Below are 19,791 nucleotides of genomic sequence, written 5' to 3' on the forward strand. Positions count from 1 at the left end.
AGGGGGCTTTTTTTTATGCCTTGCAGCGCGCGGCGATCTGGCGGATATCCTGCGGCGTAGTGCGGCAGCAGCCGCCAATCAGCCGGGCGCCGATGTTTTGCCACTCCCCAATCTGCTCGATCAGGCTGCCATGCTCGCCCCCGCAGGCATGCCAGGTTTTGGTTACCGCGTCGTAATGCTCGCCGGAGTTCGGATAGACCAGCAGCGGTTTGTCGGCCAGCGCGGCCAACTGCCGCAACGCCGGGGTGACGTTTTCCAGCGCAATGCAGTTGATGCCAATCGCCAACACCTGCGGATTGCCGTGCAGTGCTGCCAGCACCTGCGTCAGCGGCGTGCCGTCGCTGAGATGTTGGCTGTCGCGCAGGGTAAAGGCGAACCAGGCGCCGAGCGTCGGGAACTCCTGCAACAATGCCAGCAACGCCTGCAGCTCGCTGAACGACGGCAGCGTCTCGCAGGCCAGCAGATCGACCCCGGCCTCGGCCAGCGCGGCGATACGCGGGCGATGGAAGGCGATCATCTCGTCCTGCGGCAGCGAATAATCGCCGCGGTATTCGGAACCGTCGGCGAGATAGGCGCCATACGGCCCCACAGAGCCAGCGATCAACAGCGGCGCGGCCTGCGGATGCTGCGCCAGATAGTCGCTGCGCGCCTGTTGCGCCAGTTGCACGCTTTTGGCGATCAGCGCCAGCGATTGCTGCTGGTCCAGACCGCGGCGCAGGAAGCCCAGCGGCGTCGCCTGATAACTGGCGGTGATGGCGCATTGCGCCCCGGCGTTGAAATAGTCGAGGTGAACCTGATAAATCAGCTCGGGATTTTCAATCAGCACTTTTGCCGACCACAGCGGATCGCTGAGATCGCAGCCGCGCGCCTCCAGCTCGGTGGCCAGCGCGCCGTCTAAAATCAGCGTGCGGTTAGCGGCCAATAAGGCGGCGACAGTATTGTTAACTGACATTATTTTCTCCCAACGAAGATTTTTGCCCGGCACGGCGGGTCAGATAATAGGCGGCGTAGCACAGTGCGACAAACGGCAGCCCGCAATAAAGCGCGATGCGCTGCGCCGGATCGAAAGCCAGCCCTACGCAGGCCAGCAGGCACAGGGCGAAGCCGAGGATCGGCGTCAAGGGGTAACCCGGCGCACGGTATTTCAGGCCCTCGATCGGCTGACCGCTGCGCAGATAATGGCGGCGGAAGGCGTAATGCGCGGCGCAGATGCTCAGCCAGACCGCCACCACCGCAAAGCCGGAAATGGCCGACAGCGCGACAAACACCGTGTCCGGCGCGATAACGCTGGTCAGCAGCGCCAGTACGCCGCCGAGCATGCTGAAGGTCAAGGCATTGACCGGGATGCCGCGTTTATTCACGCGTGAAAAATAGGCCGGCAGGGTGCGTTGATTGGCCAGCGACCACAGCATGCGCCCCGAGGCGTACAGACCGGAATTGGCGGCCGACAGGATGGCGGTGAGGATCACGAAGTTAAAGATATCGGCGGCATAAGGGATGCCGATGCGTTCAAACACCAGCACGAACGGGCTTTTCACAATCCCGGCCTGATCCATCGGGATCAGCGCCGCCAGAATAAATACCGTGCCGATAAAGAACAGCATCAGGCGGATCACCGTGGTGCGTATCGCCCAGGGCACCACTTTTTCCGGGTTCTCGGTTTCGCCGGCGGCAATGCCGATAAGTTCGGTGCCGGAGAAAGCGAAGTTCACCGCCACCATGGTCATCAGGATCGGCAGCGTTCCGTTCGGCAGCCAACCGGAGGCGGTCAGGTTATGCAGGAACGGCGCAGGCGTGCCGTCTTTCATCGGCAGCAGGCCGAACATCGCGGCGCCGCCCAGAATGATAAAGGCCAGAATGGTGACGACCTTGATCAGCGAGAACCAGAATTCGCTTTCGGCAAAGAAGCGGGTAGTGATCACGTTGAGCAGGAAAATCGCCGCGCAGAAGATCAAACACCACAGCCACACCGGCGACTGCGGGAACCAATACTGCATGCAAAAACCGGCGGCGGTCAGGCTGGAGCCCAGCGCCACCGTCCAGGTCAGCCAATACAGCCAGGCGACGGTATAGCCGGTAGCCGGGCCAAGATAACGCGAGGCATAGACGTGGAAGGCGCCGGTTTCCGGCATCGCGACGGCCAGTTCACCCAGGCACAGCATCACCAGATAAACCACCAATGCGCCGATCAGATAAGCCAGCAGGGTGCCCAGAGCACCGGTCGTGGAAATGATATAGCCGGTGTTGAAGAACAACCCGGTGCCGATCACGCCGCCCAGCGACAGCATCACCAGATGCCGGGCTTTCATGGTGCGTTTGAAGTGCCCTTCGGCGGGTTCAGGTGAGTGCATGGTATTTCATCCGTATAGACGTCTAAGCAGCTAAATGGCTATTGGTTATACCTGTAATACTTGATGAAATCAATGTAAGACCGGGCGTCATAAACTAAAAAAACAGTCAGCGCCGTCTCGGGGCGGGGGCCAGATATATGCAAATGATAATTATTATCTATAATGCCATCACTTTTTACCGCAGGAGGCAGCATGAGATTCCTGATTTTTCTGGCCGCGCTGGCACTTGGCGCTTGCAGTCAGGCTCCGGTGCCCGAACCGAACAACCCTCTTGACGGCCTGGGGAAAATTACCGATTTACGCAGCGGCGAAACCTTGTCGCCTGAACAGCTTGTTGCCCGCTTGGCCGCTCATCCCAGGGTGATGGTCGGGGAAAAACACGACAATCCCTATCATCATCGGATCGAACTGTGGCTGGTGCAAAATCTGCCGCAGCGGCGGCCGCAGGGCAGCGTTCTGATGGAAATGATCTCCCCGAATCAGCAGGCCAAGGTGGAAAAGGTCAAGCAGGCGCTGCGGGGCAATTGCGCCCTGCCTGATGAGCGCGTGGCGCAGTTGATTGACTGGCAGAAAGGCTGGAAATGGTCGCTGTACGGCGAGGTGGTGATGGCGGCGATGCGGGCGCCGTATCCGCTTTGGTCAGCCAATCTGGATCGCGAGGAGATCATGGCGTTTTACCGGCAGCCGGTGTTTCCGCAGGGGCAATTGTCGGTACGCCCGGCGGTGCAGAAGGCGCTGGAAGACACCATTCGCACTTCGCACGGCGGAAAAATCGAACCCCGACAGCTGCACGCGATGCTGGCAATCCAACAGCAGCGCGATCGGCGTATGGCCGAGCGCCTGCTGGCTGCGTCAACGCCGGCGCTGTTGATTGCCGGTGGTTATCACGCCTCAAAATGGGTGGGGGTGCCGCTGCATGTGCGGGATCTGCAACCGGGCGCGCAGCCGAGGGTGTTGATGCTGGCGGAGCAGGGGGCGCAGGTTGACGGCCGGATGGCGGATTACCTGTGGGTCACGCCGCCGGTAAAATGACGGCGTGCCAGGGAAAAGCGGTGCCGTTACTGCGCCCGCTTCGCCTGCTGCAGCCACTTGTCCAGCTCGTTGGCGAACTGCTGACGGTCGCGCTGGTTCAGGGTATTCGGGCCGCCGGTCTGGATGCCGCTGGAGCGCAGGGTATCCATAAAATCGCGCATGTTCAGGCGTTCGCGGATGGTGTCCGGCGTGTAGCGCTCACCGCGCGGGTTGAGCGCCACTGCGCCTTTTTCTATCACTTCGGCCGCCAGCGGAATATCGGCGGTGATCACCAGATCGCCTTTTTCGCAGCGGCGGACGATTTCGTTATCAGCCACGTCAAAACCGGCCGCCACCTGCAGGGTGTGGATGTGTTTTGACGGCGGCGTTCTCAGCGGTTGATTCGCAACCAGCGTCACCGACATGGCGGTGCGCTCGGCGGCGCGGAACAGCACGTCTTTGATCACGTTCGGACAGGCGTCCGCATCGACCCAAATCTGCATTACTCAGGCTCCTTCAGCCAGTCGCGCACCGGCAGAAAATCGCGGTACAACGCCGCTTCCGGGCTGCCTTCTGCCGGTTGATAGTTGTATTCCCAGCGCACCAGCGGCGGCATCGACATCAGGATGGATTCGGTTCGGCCGCCGGTTTGCAGGCCGAACAGCGTGCCCCGATCCCACACCAGGTTGAATTCGACATAGCGGCCGCGGCGATAGAGCTGGAACTGACGTTCGTTGTCGCCCCAGCGCAGCGCTTTGCGTTTTTCCACGATCGGCAGGTAGGCATCGAGGAAGCCTTCGCCCACCGCGCGGGTGAAAGCGAAGCAGCGGTCAAAGTCTGGGGTGTTGAGATCGTCGAAAAACAGGCCGCCGATACCGCGCGCCTCGTTGCGGTGCTTGATAAAGAAATAGTCGTCGCACCACTTTTTGTATTTGGGGTAGACCTCGTCGCCGAAGGGCGCGCAGAGCCGTTCGGCGGTGCGGTGCCAGTGGACGGCGTCTTCTTCGAAACCGTAGAACGGCGTCAGGTCAAAGCCGCCGCCAAACCACCATACAGGATCTTCGCCCGGTTTTTCCGCAATGAAAAAACGCACGTTGGCGTGGCTGGTGGGGATATAAGGGCTGTGCGGGTGGATCACCAGTGACACGCCCATCGCCTGGAAGCTGCGCCCGGCCAGCTCGGGGCGGTGGGCGGTCGCGGAAGCGGGCAGGGTAGCGCCGGAGACATGCGAGAAGTTTACCCCCGCCTGTTCAAACACCGCACCGCCGGTCAACACGCGGCTGCGGCCACCGCCGCCTTCTTCACGCGTCCAGCGGTCTTCGTTGAAAACGGCACCGCCGTCGGCCTGGGCCAGTTGCGCGCAGATATTGTCCTGCAGCGACAGCAGGAAGGATTTTACTTCTGCGATGGTCGGTAAGCTCATACGGATAATTTACGCGTCTGACGAAACAAGGCGCAAAGTATACCCGCATTCGCTGCCGCTTATCAGCCGGTTTTTCGTTGGTGCGCGTCGTAGTAGCTGAAGAAACTGATCACGCCGTCGGCGATGGCGCGGGCGATTTTCTCGCGAAATGCGGTGGTGCCGAGCAGGCGTTCTTCCGCCGGGTTGGTGATGAACGAGGTTTCCACCAGCACCGAAGGAATGGACGGGGATTTGAGCACCGCAAACGCCGCCTGCTCGGTGCTGTCGCTGTGCAGGTGATGCACCGGGCGGATCTGGCCAAGCACGTGGCGGCCGAGCGTCAGGCTGTTGTTGATGGTATCGGTCTGCACCAGATCGAACAGCACCTGTTGCAGATAGTTATCCTGATTTTTATATTTGCCGCCGGCCACGTCATCGGCGGCGTTCTCGCGGTTGGAGAGATAGCGCGCCATGGCGCTGCTGGCGCCGCGGTTGGACAGGGCGAACACCGAGGCGCCTGAGGCGTCGGGGTTGGTAAAACCGTCGGCGTGAATCGAAATAAACAGGTCGGCCTGATGCTGGTGGGCAATCTCAACCCGCTGGAACAGCGGGATAAATTCGTCTTCTTCCCGCGTCAACCGGGCTTCGACGTGATCGTGCTCATGCAGCATGCGGCGTACGTGGTTGGCGATCTCAAGGACCACGTGTTTCTCTTGCGAACCTTCGCTGCCGACCGCGCCGGAATCGATGCCGCCATGGCCGGGATCGATCATCACCAGCCGTTTGCTGCCGGTCGGTTTCGGTGCCGGTTTGGCGTGTTGATTGCGCAGCATGCCGCCGGACTCCGCTTTGGCCGGTTGGCTTTTGCAGCCGAGCAGCGCCATCGCCAGGCCTGAGAGCAGTAACTGACGTCGAGTGCGGGAGGTGGAGAGCGGTTTAAAATTGAGGAATTGTTTAACCTGCTTTTTCATAACGCGACGCCCCATCGATAAATTCTATTTTGCGACGTTATATCGTATTGATAATCATTAATCGAACGGTTAACTATGTCCATTTATTACGCCAGTTACCGCAGTTTTCTGCCTGATTGGCGTGGGAAATCGCAGTTTGATATTGCTTAAGTGAATAATCCCGCGATAATCAGATAAACATCTTAATTAACAGCGGCGAACATCGATGGAAATTCGCGTATTTCGACAAGACGACTTTGAAGAAGTCATCACCCTGTGGGAGCGTTGCGATCTGCTGCGGCCGTGGAACGATCCCGAAATGGATATTGAGCGCAAACTCAATCACGATCCGGATCTGTTTCTGGTGGCGGAAGTGGGCGGCGAAGTGGTCGGCTCGGTGATGGGGGGCTACGATGGCCACCGTGGTTCGGCGTATTACCTGGGCGTGCACCCGGATTATCGTGGGCGCGGCATTGCCAATGCGTTGATTAGCCGTCTGGAGAAAAAGTTGGTCGCGCGCGGTTGCCCGAAGATCCAACTGATGGTGCGTGAAGACAACGACACGGTGATCGAGATGTACGAAAAACTCGGTTACGAGATCCAGAACATCACCAGCCTGGGCAAGCGGTTGATCGAAGACCAGGAATATTGAGTCAATAAGGCGGTGAACCTTCACCGCCCGTTACTGACAAAGTTGCCTTTAAGCCCGAGACCACCCGTTACGGCAGCTTTTTGATGTTTTTCACATCGACTTCCACGCTGCTCCAGTCTTTATCCACTTTTCCTTCCAGCTGCACTTTATCTTTCGGGGTGATGGTCTGGCCGTTCCAGCGTTTTTTGTCGATCTCCACCGTCAGGGTGCCGCTGGCGTCGCGGAAGGTATAGGTATCGTCGCCGACGCGCTGCTCGATGTTGCCCTGCAGCATCACCCAGGCGTCGTCGCTCATCGATTTCACCTTATCCACCGTGGTCAGCGCGGCGCTGGGGCCGGAGAAGCCGCCCTGCGGAGCGGTTTGCGTCTGCGGTGCGGAAGGGTCAAGGAACCCGCCTTGTTGTGCCAGAACCGGTGCGCTGCACAAAGCGATCAAAGCGGCCAGGGTATATTTTTTCATGTGAAGCTTCCTTATCTCAATCGAGAATCAAAGCCCTGCCAATCAGGACTGCTGTGTTGATGTGGCAAGTAAAACATAAAGATCTTAAGAGCTTCTTAAGCGGGCGCATTGAAAACAACAGTTACGGCTCCCATTTGATGGAGTAATGACAAACAGGCAAGGAACCGACCTTGAAGCCGCACTCACACCGATTTTCCCCCGACGATTACGATCATCATGGCGTGCTGCGCCTGCCGCTGTGGTTTTGGGGCGTGCTGGTTTTGCAGGCCCGCACCTGGATCTTGTTTGTGATGGCCGGCGTCTCGCAGCAACAGGGAGGAGGATTGTTGTCACTGTTTTACCCGGATACCCAAAGGTTCTGGTATGGCATCCTGCTGGGGCTGCCGGCCGCGCTGGCATTTTTGATTGGCCCGCGCAGATATTTGTGGCCGCGGCTGTGGCGGGCCTGGCGTTGGGTGCTCAGCGCCTCGGTGCTGGCGGCGCTGGGAGGCTCCCTGTTCAGCCTGTGGCAGCAGGACAGCAATCTGCCGGCGCTGGATGGCGTTTTGGCGTTGCTCGATGCTTTGGCGCTGGCCTATCTGCTGCTGAACGCGCGGCTGAAGGCGTGCTTCACGCCACAAGACGAGGTCGCTTAAATGCCGCACATGCGGCACTTTTCTCATTTTCCGCACTCCAATCTCGCAACCGATGGCGTAGCGCGGGCAGTTGTGAGAGGCTGACACACGGCCTGACTGAGCCATGCCTTTGATGTTAAGGAGCTATAAATGAATATTCGCCCACTGCTGTTAGGGCTCCCGCTGTTACTGACCGGCTGTTCGACGATGTCCAACTTCTCCTGGTCGAGCCTGTCGCCGTTTAACTGGTTCGGCAGCAGCCTTGAGGTCAGCGCCAAGGGCGTTGGCGATCTCAACGCCGGCACCCCGATGTCGGAAAGCGCGATCAACGACGGGCTGAACGGCGATTATCGGTTGCGCGGCGGCATGGCCACCGACAAGGGCCAGATTGTTTCTTACTACCAGGCAATGGACGGCAATGACGTGAAGCTGGTGATCACCGGCGAGCCCAAGGGCAACGTACAGCGCGTGGCCGTGATGGACAGCAAAGTGGCGACCGAGTGGGGCAACAAGCTCGGCACGCCGTTCAGCGCCATGTACGACAAGGCGTTTGGCGCTTGCAAACCGGCCGACGGCGACGATGCCGGCAAGGTAGAGTGCGTGGCGGAGCAGAGCAAATACGTCACCTACATCTTCAGCGGCAAGTGGGCCGGCCCGCAAGACATCATCCCGCCGGACGACACGCTGAAAAGTTGGACGGTCAGCAAGATCGTCTGGCACGCCAAACCGCAGTAAGCCTGACACCCTGTTCGGGGCGAATATATTCGCTCCGACCCTCACCGGGCGCAGCCAACAACGTCCTGGCTTGAAAAGCGACGAGTAACCCTATTTTCTTTGCGTTCCGCTAAGGCAATCTTGCACGCATGCGTTATGATAACGCGCGTTTGTAACAGGATACCCAAGCCTGTTACCCGATTGCGATACTGAGGATAACGACATGACACAGGTTCAGAGCGGCATTTTGCTGGAGCACTGCCGTTTCGCCATTTTTATGGAAGCTACCGTACAGGGCGAATTCGCTGATTTGCGTCAGGGCTGCAAGCAGTTTTGCCAGACGCTTACCGAGCTGCAGCAGCAGTTCCCGGATGCGCGCCTGGGGGCGGTCATCGCCTTTGGTTACGACGTCTGGCACGACCTGTCCAGCGGCCAGGGGGCAAAAGAGCTGAAGCCGTTTACCCCACTGGGCAAAGGGCTGGCGCCGGCCACCCAACGCGATCTGTTGATCCATATCCAATCCCTGCGTCATGACGTTAACTTTACGCTGGCGCAGGCGGCGCTGGCGGCGTTCGGCAACGCCATCAAGATTGAAGAGGAAACCCACGGCTTCCGTTGGGTGGAAGAGCGCGATCTGAGCGGCTTCATCGACGGCACCGAAAACCCGCAGGGCGACCAGCGCCCGGAAGTGGCGGTGATTGCCGAAGGCGAAGAAGACGCAGGCGGCAGCTACGTGCTGGTGCAGCGTTACGAACACAATCTGCGTCAGTGGCAGCGCTTCACCACCGAGCAGCAAGAGCAGATTATCGGTCGCACCAAGCACGACAGCGAAGAGCTGCCGTCGGATCAGCGGCCAGAGACTTCGCACGTCAGCCGGGTTGATCTGAAAGAAGACGGCAAAGGCCTGAAAATTCTGCGCCAGAGCCTGCCTTACGGCACCGCCAGCGGCAAGCACGGGCTCTATTTTATCGCCTACTGCGCACGTCTGCATAATATCGAAAAACAGCTGCTGAGCATGTTTGGCGATCTGGACGGCAAACGCGATGCGATGCTGCGTTTTAGCCGTGCGGTGACCGGCAGCTATTACTTTGCCCCTTCGCTGACGCGCCTGCTGTCGCTTTGATGCACTTATCGGGGTCGGCCATGCCGGCTCCGATACGCTTTCCCGCCCCGGCGAAACCGCTCCGCTCCTGCCTTATAGCGTTTGATGCTTGAAAATCACTAAACGGTATATAAAAGCGTTACAGCTCCGCACCTAGTTATAAATACACTGGTCATCAATAAGGCGAAAGCCTGAAAGATTGACTCAGTTAGCTAAGGTGCAGAATGAAACAAACCCGGGTTAAAAATATCGTGCTGAAAGGATGGTTGGCTGCGGCTCTGTTAGCCAGCGGCACCGTCTCGGCCACGGAATTGCTGAACAGCTCCTATGACGTTTCCCGTGAATTGTTTACTGCGCTGAACCCGGGTTTTGAACAGCAGTGGAACCAGCAGCACCCGGGCGACAAGCTGACCATCAAGCAGTCCCACGCCGGTTCTTCCAAGCAGGCGCTGGCGATCCTGCAGGGGTTGCGCGCCGACGTGGTGACTTACAACCAGGTGAGCGACGTACAGATCCTGCACGATCGCGGCCAACTGATCCCGGCAGACTGGCAGGCCCGTTTACCGAACAACAGCTCTCCGTTCTATTCCACCATGGCTTTCCTGGTGCGCAAGGACAACCCGAAGGGTATCCACAGCTGGAACGATCTGGTGCGTGACGACGTGAAGCTGGTGTTCCCGAACCCGAAAACCTCCGGCAACGGCCGTTACACCTATCTGGCCGCCTGGGGCGCCGCCAGCCAGGCCGACGGCAACGATCAGGCCAAAACCCGCGCCTTCATGACCCGTTTCCTGAAAAACGTGTTGGTGTTTGACACCGGCGGCCGCGGCGCGACCACCACCTTTGTGGAACGTGGCCTGGGCGACGTGCTGATCAGCTTCGAGTCGGAAGTGAACAACATCCGCAAACAGTACGGCGAAGACAAATACCAGGTCATCGTGCCGCCGGTCGATATTCTGGCGGAGTTCCCGGTGGCCTGGGTGGACAAAAACGTCGAGAAAAACGGCACCGAACAGGCCGCCAAAGACTACCTCAATTATCTCTATAGCCCGGCGGCCCAACAGGTGATCACCAGCTTCTACTATCGCGTTTACGACAAAAAGGCGATGGACGCGGCGAAGGGCCAGTTCCCGGACACCAAGCTGTTCCGGGTGGAAGATCAGTTCGGTGGCTGGCCGCAGGTGATGAAAACGCATTTCTCCACCGGCGGCGAGTTGGATCAACTGTTAGCGGCAGGGCATAAGTAATGTTGTCGTTGTCCAGCAAACGGGTTCTGCCCGGATTCGGCCTCAGCCTGGGGAGCAGCCTGTTTTACACCTGCCTGATTTTGCTGCTGCCGCTCAGCGCGCTGGTGATGCAATTGGCGCAGATGAGCCTGGCGCAATACTGGGAAGTGATTTCCAATCCGCAGGTGGTGGCGGCCTATAAGGTGACGTTGCTGTCGGCGGGCGTCGCCAGCCTGTTTAACGCGGTGTTCGGCATGCTGATGGCCTGGATCCTGACCCGCTACCGTTTTCCCGGCCGTACGCTGTTGGACGGCCTGATCGATCTGCCGTTCGCGTTGCCGACGGCGGTGGCCGGCCTGACGCTGGCGGGGCTGTTCTCCACCACCGGCTGGTATGGCCAATGGTTGGCGCATTTCGATATCAAGGTGACCTTCACCTGGCTTGGGATTGCGGTGGCGATGGCCTTTACTAGCCTGCCGTTCGTGGTGCGCACCGTGCAACCGGTGCTGGAAGAGTTAGGGCCGGAATATGAAGAAGCGGCCGAAACCCTGGGCGCGACCCGCTGGCAGAGTTTCCGCCGCGTGGTGATCCCTGAGCTTGCACCGGCGCTGCTGGCCGGCACGGCGATTTCCTTTACCCGTAGCCTGGGTGAGTTTGGCGCGGTGATTTTTATCGCCGGCAATATCGCCTGGAAGACCGAAGTGACGTCGCTGATGATCTTTATGCGCTTGCAGGAGTTCGACTATCCGGCGGCCAGCGCGATTGCTTCGGTGATCCTGGCGGCGTCGCTGCTGTTGCTGTTTAGCATTAACGTTCTGCAAAGCCGCTTCGGCCGACGCATCGGGGGGCACTGATGGCTGATATCTCTGAGTTCAATGGCGTCGAGCGCCCGCGCGTCAACTGGGGTAAATGGACGTTGATCGGCATTGGCGTGCTGTTCTCGGTGCTGCTGCTGGTGGTGCCGATAATTTCGATTTTCGCCGAGGCCTTTTCCAAAGGCGTTGGCGCGATGTGGGGCAACCTGATCGAACGCGACATGCTGCACGCCATCTGGCTGACGGTGCTGATCGCGTTGATCAGCGTGCCGTTCAACCTGATTTTCGGCACGCTGCTGGCGTGGCTGGTGACGCGTTTCACGTTCCCGGGCCGCCAGTTGTTGCTGACGTTGGTCGACATTCCGTTCGCCGTTTCACCGGTGGTGGCGGGGCTGATTTATCTGCTGTTTTACGGCAGCAATGGTCTGCTGGGCGGTTGGCTGGATACGCACAATATCCAGGTGATGTTCTCCTGGCCGGGTATGGTGCTGGTGACCATTTTCGTGACTTGCCCATTCGTGGTGCGTGAGCTGGTGCCGATGATGCTCAGCCAGGGCAGCCAGGAAGACGAGGCCGCCATTTTGCTGGGCGCGTCCGGCTGGCAGATGTTCCGCCGCGTTACCTTGCCTAACATCCGCTGGGCGCTGTTGTACGGCGTGGTGCTGACCAACGCGCGCGCCATCGGCGAGTTCGGTGCGGTATCTGTGGTGTCCGGCTCTATTCGCGGCGAAACCTTCAGCCTGCCGCTGCAGGTGGAGTTGCTGCAACAGGATTACAACACCGTCGGCGCCTTTACCGCCGCCGGGCTGTTGACCCTGATGGCGATAATTACCTTATTTTTGAAGAGTGGCCTGCAATGGCGTCTGGAACGTCAAAATGCGCGCCTCGAGCGGGAGGAAAATCATGAGCATTGAGATTAGCGGTATCAATAAATTTTTCGGTCGTACCAAGGTATTGAACGATATCTCGCTCGATATTTCCTCCGGTGAAATGGTGGCGCTGCTGGGGCCGTCCGGCTCCGGGAAAACCACGCTGCTGCGCATTATCGCCGGGCTGGAAAGCCAGAGCGGCGGCAAGCTGGGCTTCCACGGCACCGACGTCAGCCATGTGCATGCACGCGATCGCCGCGTGGGCTTCGTGTTCCAGCATTACGCGCTGTTCCGCCATATGACGGTATTCGACAATATCGCCTTTGGCCTGAGCGTGCTGCCGCGCCGTGAGCGCCCGAACGCTGCGGCGATCAAACAGAAAGTGACCCAACTGCTGGAAATGGTGCAGCTTGGCCATTTGGCTAACCGTTACCCGTCGCAACTTTCCGGCGGCCAGAAGCAGCGTGTGGCGTTGGCGCGTGCGCTGGCGGTAGAGCCGCAAATCCTGCTGCTGGACGAACCTTTCGGCGCGCTGGACGCGCAGGTGCGCAAAGAGCTGCGCCGTTGGCTGCGTCAGTTGCACGAAGAGCTGAAATTCACCAGCGTGTTCGTGACCCACGATCAGGAAGAGGCGATGGAAGTGGCCGATCGCATCGTGGTGATGAGCCAGGGCAATATTGAACAGGTTGGTTCACCGAATGAAATCATGCGTGAACCGGCCAGCCGTTTCGTGCTGGAGTTTATGGGCGAAGTGAACCGCCTGAGCGGCGAAATCCGCGGCTCGCAGCTGTTTGTCGGCGCGCACCAGTGGCCGCTGTCGTTCCAGCCGATGCATCAGGGCAGCGTCGATCTGTTCCTGCGGCCGTGGGAAATGGAAGTGGCCACCGAGAGCAGCGAGCGTTGCCCGCTGCCGGTGCAGGTGCTGGAAGCCAGCCCGCGCGGCCACTTCTGGCAGCTGACCGTACAGCCGATCGGCTGGCATCAGGAACCGATCAGCGTAGTGCTGCCTGAGGGCAACCCAGCCCCGGTGCGCGGCGGCCGTTACTATGTCGGCAGCCTGAATGCGCGGCTGTACGCCGGCGATCAACTGCTACAACCTGTTGCGTTAGCCAAAAGCGCCTGATATACCCTTTATCTTTCAAGTTGCAGGTGTGTTGGCTGCCTTTACTCGCCCTTCCTGCACCTCGAAATATTTTGGGTATAGGTTTTAACTGACGTTAAAGGCAACCCCCGGGGTTGCCTTTTTACATTCAGCACTTCAACACACAGGCAAAGATCGTGACAACGCTCGAACAATGCATCGGCAATACCCCGCTGGTAAAAGTACAACGTCTGGCCGCAGGACTCGGCAGCGAAGTCTGGCTCAAACTGGAAGGCAACAACCCGGCGGGCTCGGTAAAGGATCGTGCCGCGCTGGCGATGATCCAACAGGCGGAACTGCGCGGCGAAATAAAACCCGGCGACAAGCTGATCGAAGCCACCAGCGGCAACACCGGCATTGCGCTGGCCATGATCGCGGCGCTGAAAGGCTATTCTCTAAAGCTGCTGATGCCGGAAAACATGAGCCAGGAACGCCAGGCGGCAATGCGCGCCTATGGCGCCGAACTGATTCTGGTCAGCCGTGAACTGGGGATGGAAGGCGCGCGCGATCTGGCGCTGGAAATGCAGCGCCAAGGGCAGGGCAAGGTGCTGGATCAATTCAATAATCTGGATAATCCCTACGCCCACTTCACCACCACCGGCCCGGAAATCTGGCAACAGACCCAGCAGCGCATTACGCATTTCGTCTCCAGCATGGGCACCACCGGCACCATTACCGGCGTAGGCGGTTACCTCAAGAGCCAAAATCCGCAGGTGCAAATCATTGGCCTGCAGCCGGCGGAAGGCAGCAGCATCCCCGGCATCCGCCGTTGGTCACCGGCCTATCTGCCGGGCATATTCCGCCCGGAGCTGGTGGATCAGGTTCTGGATATCCAGCAAACCGACGCCGAGCAGACCATGCGCCAGTTGGCGCAGCGCGAAGGCATTTTCTGCGGCGTCAGTTCCGGCGGCGCGGTGGCCGGCGCGTTGCGCATCGCTGCGGCGAACCCGGGGAGCGTGATTGTGGCGATTATCTGCGATCGCGGCGATCGTTATCTCTCCACCGGCGTTTTTGACTGAAGGCTATTCCCGTTCCAACGCATGGATCGGATCCATCCCGGCGGCGCGTTTCGCCGGGAAAAAGCCGAAGATCACCCCGATCAGCGTCGAACAGACAAACGCGGCGACGATCGAGGCCCCGGAGTAGATCATGGTGAAGTTGCTGCTGAACTGGCTGAACAGCACGCCGATCCCCAGTGATAACGCCACCCCCAATCCGCCTCCCAGCAGGCACACCAGCACCGCCTCGATTAAAAACTGCTGCATGATATCCCCGGCGCGGGCGCCTACCGCCATGCGTACGCCGATTTCACGCGTGCGCTCGGTGACCGACACCAGCATGATATTCATCACCCCAATACCGCCCACCACCAGCGAGATCAACGCGATCATCGACACCAACAGCGTCAGGGTGGCCGTGGTCTTCTCAATGGTTTGGCGGATACTGTCGGTGTTCATGACGAAGAAATCCTTGGTGCCGTGGCGCCGGCTCAGCAAACGGGTGACGCCGTCTTCGGCGCTGCCGAGGTCGACATCGTCGTTGACCCGTACGGTGATGCTTTTCAGGTAACTTTGGCCCAGCATGCGTTTCATGACGGTGGTGTAGGGGATCCAGACGTTCAGGTTTTCATCGCTGCCGAAGCCGCTCTGCTTTTTGGCGGCCACGCCGATAATCCGGCACGGCAGCGAGCCGAGCAGGATCACTTCGCCAAGCGGATTAGCCCCGTTGGGGAACAGCTTATTGCGGGTATTCTCGTCGATCACCGCTTCTTGCATCAGGTTGTCGACGCTGCGGCGGTTAAACGCCATGCCGCTGTCGATGCTGTAGCCGCGCACCAGAAAATATTGCTCGCCGACGCCATTGACCGTCCCGCTGACCGACTGATTGCCATAGCGAAAGGTGGTGCTGCTGGACAGGGTCGGCGTCACGCTGTGGACGTATCCCTGCTGCGCCAGCGCGTCGGCGTCGGTGGCGCGCAGCGTCTGGATCGCCGCAGAGCGCATGTCGCCGAAATCCTTGCCTGGGTAGATTTCCAGCGTGCTGGTGCCCATGGCGTTGATGTTCGCCAGCACCTGCTGCTGCGAACCTTTGCCCAGCGCCACCACCGACACCACCGAAGCGATGCCGATGATAATGCCGAGCATGGTCAGCAGGGTGCGCAGACGCTGTGACGCCATCGCCAGCAACGCCATTTTGAAGGCTTCGTAAAAGCGGTCGCGCTGCGATTGCCAACGGCTGCCTGCGCTTTCCGGCGCCTTCGGCAGCGGCGCGTTGGTCTGGGCGGTTTTTTGCCGATCGGCGACAACTTCGCCGTCGCGCAGCTCAATAATGCGTTGGGCATGTTCGGCGATCTGCATGTCATGGGTGACGATCACCACCGTATGACCGCGTGCATGCAGGTCTTTCAGAATGCTCAGTACTTCTTGCCCGCTGTGGCTGTCCAGCGCGCCGGTCGGTTCATCCGCCAGGATCACTTCACCGCCGTTCATCAGCGCGCGGGCGATGCTGACGCGTTGCTGCTGGCCGCCGGAGAGCTGGCTGGGGCGGTAGTTCAGCCGGTCCGCCAGCCCGAGCCGCTGCAACAGATCGGCGGCACGCTGGCGGCGTGCGGCACGCTGACGCCCGGCGTAGACCGCCGGCACCTCTACGTTGTCTTGCGCGGTGAGTTCCGCCAGCAGGTGATAGCGCTGGAAGATAAAACCGAAATGTTCGCGGCGCAGTTCGGCCAGGCTATCGCGATCCAACTGCCCGGTGCTGCGCCCGGCGACCCGATAATCCCCTTCGCTGGGGCGATCCAGGCAGCCGAGAAGGTTCATCAGTGTCGATTTGCCGGAGCCGGAAGCGCCGACTATCGCCACCATTTCGCCCTGACCGATAGCGAGATTGATATTGTTCAGCACCGTCACGCGCTGTTCGCCGGCCTGAAAATGGCGGCTGATGCCGCGCAGTTGCAACAGAGGAGGTGGGTTCATCAATCATATCCCCATCGGCGGCGGGCCCATGCGCCGCGTGCCGCTTTGCGTCGCGGCGCTGACCTGGCTGACAATCACTTTTTCGCCGGCCAGCACGCCGCTGATGATCTGCGCGTCGACATTGTTATTGATGCCGACCTTCACCGGGCGGCGGGCGATATTGCCCTGTTCGTCCACCACCTGCACCCAGTCGCCCTGTAACGCGGTGGCGGGGATCACCACCGCGCCTTTCGCCTTGGCCAGCACGATATACACCTGCGCGGTCATGGAAATGCGCAGCGCGCCGTCCGGGTTTGCCACGTCGAACAGGCCGTTGTAGTAAATCGCGGTGCTGGAGGTGGAAGAACTGCTGGAACTGGTGCTGCTGGAGCTCGACGTGGTGGTCTCATCATTGATCGAGTCGGGTGCGGGCTCTATCGCCCGCAGCGTGGCGCGGTAGTGTTTGCCCGGTTCGCCGAGAATGGTGAAATAGACCGGCATGCCGGTTTTCACCTTCACTACGTCGGCCTCGGAGATCTGCGCTTCGATGGTCATGGTGTCCAGCCGGGCGACTTTGACCAGAGTGGGGGCGCTTTGCACCGCATTCACCGTCTGGCCTTCTTCAACCGGCAGCGCAACGATGGTGCCGTCGATCGGGGAGGTGATTTTGGTATAGCCGAGGTTGACCTGCGCGGTGTTCACCGCGATCTGCGCCTGCACGATCTGCGCGTCCAGCGCGTTGATGTCGGCGCGGGTGGCATCCAGCGTAGCTCTGGCGCTGTCAAAATCCGCCTGTACGCCGACGCCGCGCGCCACCAGGGTCTGTTGGCGCCGATAGGCGAGCTGATTGTTGCGCAGCGCCGCCAGTTTTGAGGCGCGCTGCGCCTGTACGTTCTTCAATGCCGCTTCTGCGTCCCTCAGCGAGTTCTGCTGGGTTAAATCGTCGATCTCGGCCACCAGTTGCCCTTTATGCACCTTATCGCCCAGCGCCACGCGCAGGGCCTTTATCTGGCCAGAGACCTGCGCGCCGACGCTGACCTGTTTTTGCGCTTCGATGGTGCCATCGGCCAGTACGGTTTGTTCCAGATCGCGCGTTTGCGCCACCGCGGTGATATAACGGGGCGTTTCGGCGGTGCCTGGCGCTCTGAAGTAGAGAAATAAGGCGATAGCAGCCACAATGACAGTGGGCAGCAGATAGGGTTTTGAGCGTAGAAACGATGGCATGACGAAGAGGTTCCCTGGCAGAAAAGCGCGGCAAAAATCTATTTGCACTAATTTAGCGCGCCCTCGGCCAGGCTGCGGTTAAGTGGCGTTCAGGAATGTGTAAGGATTGAGTAAAACCGGCTGCGAAGCCGGCAAATAGGCGTGAAAATGACGAAAATCCGCGAAGGAGCAAGGCATGAAAATTTTATTGGTCGATGACGACCTGGAGCTCGGCACCATGCTGAGCGAATACCTGACCGGCGAAGGGTTTAACGCCACGCTGGTGCTGACCGGCAAGGCGGGGGTGGAAGGCGCGCTATCGGGCGAGTATACCGCGATGATCCTCGACATCATGCTGCCGGACATGAGCGGTATTGATGTGCTGCGCGACGTGCGTAAAAAAAGCCGTATGCCGATCATCATGTTGACGGCCAAAGGCGACAATATCGATCGGGTCATCGGCCTCGAAATGGGCGCCGACGACTACATGCCCAAGCCGTGCTATCCGCGTGAACTGGTGGCGCGCTTGCGCGCAGTGTTGCGCCGTTTCGACGAGCGGCCGGAAGAGGTGGATGACGAGATTGCCATCAGCTTCGGTGAGCTGACGCTTAACCCCTCCACCCGCAGCAGCGAATGGCGCGGCAAGGCGTTTGATCTGACCGCTTCGGAGTTCAACCTGCTGGAACTGCTGCTGCGCGCGCCGGAGCGTGTGGTGTCCAAGGACGAACTGTCGGAAAAGGGATTGGGGCGCCCGCGTGAGGCCTATGACCGCAGCGTTGACGTTCATATCAGCAACATCCGCCAGAAGCTGGGCGCGCTGACCGACAACGTGCTCAGCATCGAAACGGTGCGCAGCATCGGCTACCGCATCAGGTAATGCCAATGCGCGGAAGACTATTCTGGAAAATTCTGCTGGGTTTCTGGCTCACGTTTATCATCATGACCCAGGCGCTGTGGGTCGCTTTTTCCCTGTACGGCGATCGCTATGAGCCACCGGAAAACGCCATGGCCCGGCGGCTCATCAATCTGCAGTTGGCAACGGCCGGCACTTTGCTGCGCAGCGGCGGCGAGCCCGCCCTGAATGCCATGATGAAAGATTGGTCGGACGATGACCGGCGCTTTTTGTCGGTAACCCCGATGGCGCATCCGCCTGCGCCGGCTGAGGGGCCTTTCGAGGTTCGTCACATGCCGAATATCACGGCATGGGTACAAACGGGGGACAACAGCGGCTACCTGTTGAATTATGACGTGCGTACCCTGCGTGAACAATACCGCCCCAACAAGCGTTCGCATTTCTTCAATATCCCGCCACCGATGCTGTGGGTGGGCGGGCTGGGTGGGTTGTTGTTCAGCGCCGTGCTGGCGTGGAACCTGACCTGGCCAATGCGCAAATTGAGTGCCGGTTTTGATCGTGTAGCGCAGGGGGATTTATCCGTGCGGCTGTTCCCGGCGATGCGCCGGCGTCACGATGAACTGTCTGACGTGGCGCGCGATTTCGACACCATGGCCGAAAGGCTGGAGCTGCTGGTCAGTGCCCGCGAGCAGTTGTTGCACGACGTTTCGCATGAACTGCGTTCACCGCTTGCCCGGTTGCAGCTCGCCATCGGGTTGGCGCGGCAGAATGACGGTAACGTCGAGAACTCATTGCAGCGCATAGAGCACGAAGCGGGGCGGCTGGACAAGATGATTGGCGAGTTGCTGGCGCTGTCGCGCGCCGAGAGCAACAACCTGCCGGACGAGGAGTATTTCGATCTTTACGGGCTGGTGGATGCGGTGGTGAACGATGCGCGCTACGAAGCGCAGATCCCGGGGGTAGAGATCGTGCTGCGGGCCAGTTCGGACGTGGAGTACACCGTCAAGGGCAATGCCGAATTGATGCGGCGTGCGGTGGACAACATCGTGCGTAACGCGTTGCGTTTCTCCAGCCACGGGCAGCGGGTAACAGTGGTGCTGACGCGTATCGACCAACTGTTCCAGATCGAGGTCAGCGATCAGGGGCCTGGGGTGGAAGAGGCCAAGCTCTCCAGCATCTTTGATCCGTTTGTTCGGGTGAAATCGGCGATGTCGGGCAAGGGCTACGGGCTGGGGTTGGCGATCACCCGCAAGGTGGTGCTGGCGCACGGCGGCCAGGTTGATGCGCGTAATGGCGAGTCTGGTGGTTTGGTCATCACTCTGCGTATCCCGCGCTGGCAGTAATCTTACTGGCCATTTTGAACCAGGGCAGTGCTCACCCTCGTCACGTACTGCGTGTACGCTCCGAGGATTGCGCGCTGTCCATGTTCAAACTGCCTGCGCCGATAACGCCTATTGCACTACGGAGAGTCCCCAAC

At 59.8% G+C, this 19,791-nt stretch carries 20 protein-coding genes; 12 read left to right on the forward strand and 8 right to left on the reverse strand.

Translation table 11 applies throughout. The annotated features are described in order from the left end of the window. Positions 1–13: 13 nt before the first annotated feature. Together mmuM and mmuP are read right to left on the reverse strand one after the other, a co-directional pair. Positions 14–952, reverse strand: coding sequence for a homocysteine S-methyltransferase (gene mmuM / locus JK621_RS23015; RefSeq protein ID WP_212557797.1), 939 nt, complete (start codon positions 950–952; stop codon positions 14–16). Further along, complete coding sequence (gene mmuP / locus JK621_RS23020) at positions 942–2,351, reverse strand: S-methylmethionine permease (protein ID WP_212557798.1); 1,410 nt, start codon at positions 2,349–2,351, stop codon at positions 942–944. Before mmuP ends, mmuM begins: the two co-directional genes overlap by 11 nt. Positions 2,352–2,543: 192 nt before the next feature. Between mmuP and JK621_RS23025 the strand changes: the two genes are divergently transcribed. Then, on the forward strand, positions 2,544–3,383 hold the full coding sequence (locus tag JK621_RS23025; protein WP_212557799.1) for a ChaN family lipoprotein: 840 nt from the start codon (positions 2,544–2,546) through the stop codon (positions 3,381–3,383). A 26-nt stretch (positions 3,384–3,409) separates the two neighbouring features. Here JK621_RS23025 and JK621_RS23030 read toward each other — a convergent pair whose 3' ends face one another. From JK621_RS23030 to amiA, 3 genes are all read right to left on the reverse strand, one after another. Continuing rightward, positions 3,410–3,865: a YaiI/YqxD family protein gene (locus JK621_RS23030; protein WP_013814021.1), complete on the reverse strand. Its 456-nt coding sequence runs from the start codon at positions 3,863–3,865 to the stop codon at positions 3,410–3,412. Further along, positions 3,865–4,785 (reverse strand): oxygen-dependent coproporphyrinogen oxidase, encoded by a 921-nt coding sequence (hemF, locus tag JK621_RS23035; protein WP_212557800.1) that lies wholly within the window; start codon positions 4,783–4,785, stop codon positions 3,865–3,867. The genes JK621_RS23030 and hemF overlap by 1 nt, the downstream gene beginning before the upstream one ends. Positions 4,786–4,847: 62 nt before the next feature. Beyond that, positions 4,848–5,735: an N-acetylmuramoyl-L-alanine amidase AmiA gene (gene amiA / locus JK621_RS23040; protein WP_212557801.1), complete on the reverse strand. Its 888-nt coding sequence runs from the start codon at positions 5,733–5,735 to the stop codon at positions 4,848–4,850. 205 nt (positions 5,736–5,940) lie between these two features. Between amiA and JK621_RS23045 the strand changes: the two genes are divergently transcribed. Continuing rightward, the gene (locus JK621_RS23045; RefSeq protein WP_004947724.1) at positions 5,941–6,366 is read left to right on the forward strand and encodes a GNAT family acetyltransferase; all 426 of its coding nucleotides are present in this window, start codon (positions 5,941–5,943) and stop codon (positions 6,364–6,366) included. 67 nt (positions 6,367–6,433) lie between these two features. Here JK621_RS23045 and JK621_RS23050 read toward each other — a convergent pair whose 3' ends face one another. Continuing rightward, a complete protein-coding gene (locus JK621_RS23050; RefSeq protein ID WP_006317164.1) occupies positions 6,434–6,826 on the reverse strand; it encodes a YgiW/YdeI family stress tolerance OB fold protein in 393 nt (130 codons plus the stop codon). 170 nt (positions 6,827–6,996) lie between these two features. Between JK621_RS23050 and JK621_RS23055 the strand changes: the two genes are divergently transcribed. From JK621_RS23055 to cysM, 8 genes are all read left to right on the forward strand, one after another. Then, complete coding sequence (locus JK621_RS23055; protein ID WP_212557802.1) at positions 6,997–7,461, forward strand: DUF2919 domain-containing protein; 465 nt, start codon at positions 6,997–6,999, stop codon at positions 7,459–7,461. 129 nt (positions 7,462–7,590) lie between these two features. Then, positions 7,591–8,175, forward strand: coding sequence for an RpoE-regulated lipoprotein (locus JK621_RS23060; protein WP_212557803.1), 585 nt, complete (start codon positions 7,591–7,593; stop codon positions 8,173–8,175). Positions 8,176–8,377: 202 nt separating this feature from the next. Next, on the forward strand, positions 8,378–9,277 hold the full coding sequence (locus JK621_RS23065) for a Dyp-type peroxidase (RefSeq protein ID WP_212557804.1): 900 nt from the start codon (positions 8,378–8,380) through the stop codon (positions 9,275–9,277). A gap of 203 nt (positions 9,278–9,480) precedes the next feature. After that, positions 9,481–10,503: a sulfate ABC transporter substrate-binding protein gene (locus JK621_RS23070; RefSeq protein ID WP_212557805.1), complete on the forward strand. Its 1,023-nt coding sequence runs from the start codon at positions 9,481–9,483 to the stop codon at positions 10,501–10,503. Further along, positions 10,503–11,336, forward strand: coding sequence for a sulfate/thiosulfate ABC transporter permease CysT (gene cysT, locus JK621_RS23075; protein WP_126484382.1), 834 nt, complete (start codon positions 10,503–10,505; stop codon positions 11,334–11,336). The genes JK621_RS23070 and cysT overlap by 1 nt, the downstream gene beginning before the upstream one ends. Beyond that, positions 11,336–12,211, forward strand: a complete 876-nt coding sequence (gene cysW / locus JK621_RS23080) for a sulfate/thiosulfate ABC transporter permease CysW (protein ID WP_212557806.1) — start codon at positions 11,336–11,338, stop codon at positions 12,209–12,211. The genes cysT and cysW overlap by 1 nt, the downstream gene beginning before the upstream one ends. Beyond that, positions 12,201–13,289, forward strand: a complete 1,089-nt coding sequence (gene cysA, locus JK621_RS23085; RefSeq protein ID WP_212557807.1) for a sulfate/thiosulfate ABC transporter ATP-binding protein CysA — start codon at positions 12,201–12,203, stop codon at positions 13,287–13,289. The genes cysW and cysA overlap by 11 nt, the downstream gene beginning before the upstream one ends. A 155-nt stretch (positions 13,290–13,444) precedes the next feature. Then, complete coding sequence (gene cysM / locus JK621_RS23090) at positions 13,445–14,326, forward strand: cysteine synthase CysM (protein WP_212557808.1); 882 nt, start codon at positions 13,445–13,447, stop codon at positions 14,324–14,326. 3 nt (positions 14,327–14,329) lie between these two features. On the opposite strand, the gene JK621_RS23095 is transcribed toward cysM, so the two are convergent. Then, positions 14,330–16,279, reverse strand: coding sequence for a MacB family efflux pump subunit (locus JK621_RS23095; protein ID WP_212557809.1), 1,950 nt, complete (start codon positions 16,277–16,279; stop codon positions 14,330–14,332). A 3-nt stretch (positions 16,280–16,282) separates the two neighbouring features. Next, entirely contained in the window at positions 16,283–17,482 is a 1,200-nt protein-coding gene (locus JK621_RS23100; RefSeq protein WP_212557810.1) for an efflux RND transporter periplasmic adaptor subunit, read from the reverse strand. Between the two features lie 175 nt (positions 17,483–17,657). Here JK621_RS23100 and JK621_RS23105 point away from each other — a divergent pair, with 175 nt between their 5' ends. Together JK621_RS23105 and JK621_RS23110 are read left to right on the forward strand one after the other, a co-directional pair. After that, complete coding sequence (locus JK621_RS23105) at positions 17,658–18,338, forward strand: response regulator transcription factor (RefSeq protein ID WP_013814009.1); 681 nt, start codon at positions 17,658–17,660, stop codon at positions 18,336–18,338. Between the two features lie 5 nt (positions 18,339–18,343). Continuing rightward, positions 18,344–19,657, forward strand: a complete 1,314-nt coding sequence (locus tag JK621_RS23110; RefSeq protein WP_212557811.1) for an ATP-binding protein — start codon at positions 18,344–18,346, stop codon at positions 19,655–19,657. The last annotated feature ends 134 nt before the right edge of the window (positions 19,658–19,791 follow it).

The organism is Serratia plymuthica (assembly GCF_018336935.1).
Taxonomy (GTDB): Bacteria; Pseudomonadota; Gammaproteobacteria; order Enterobacterales; family Enterobacteriaceae; genus Serratia; species Serratia plymuthica_B.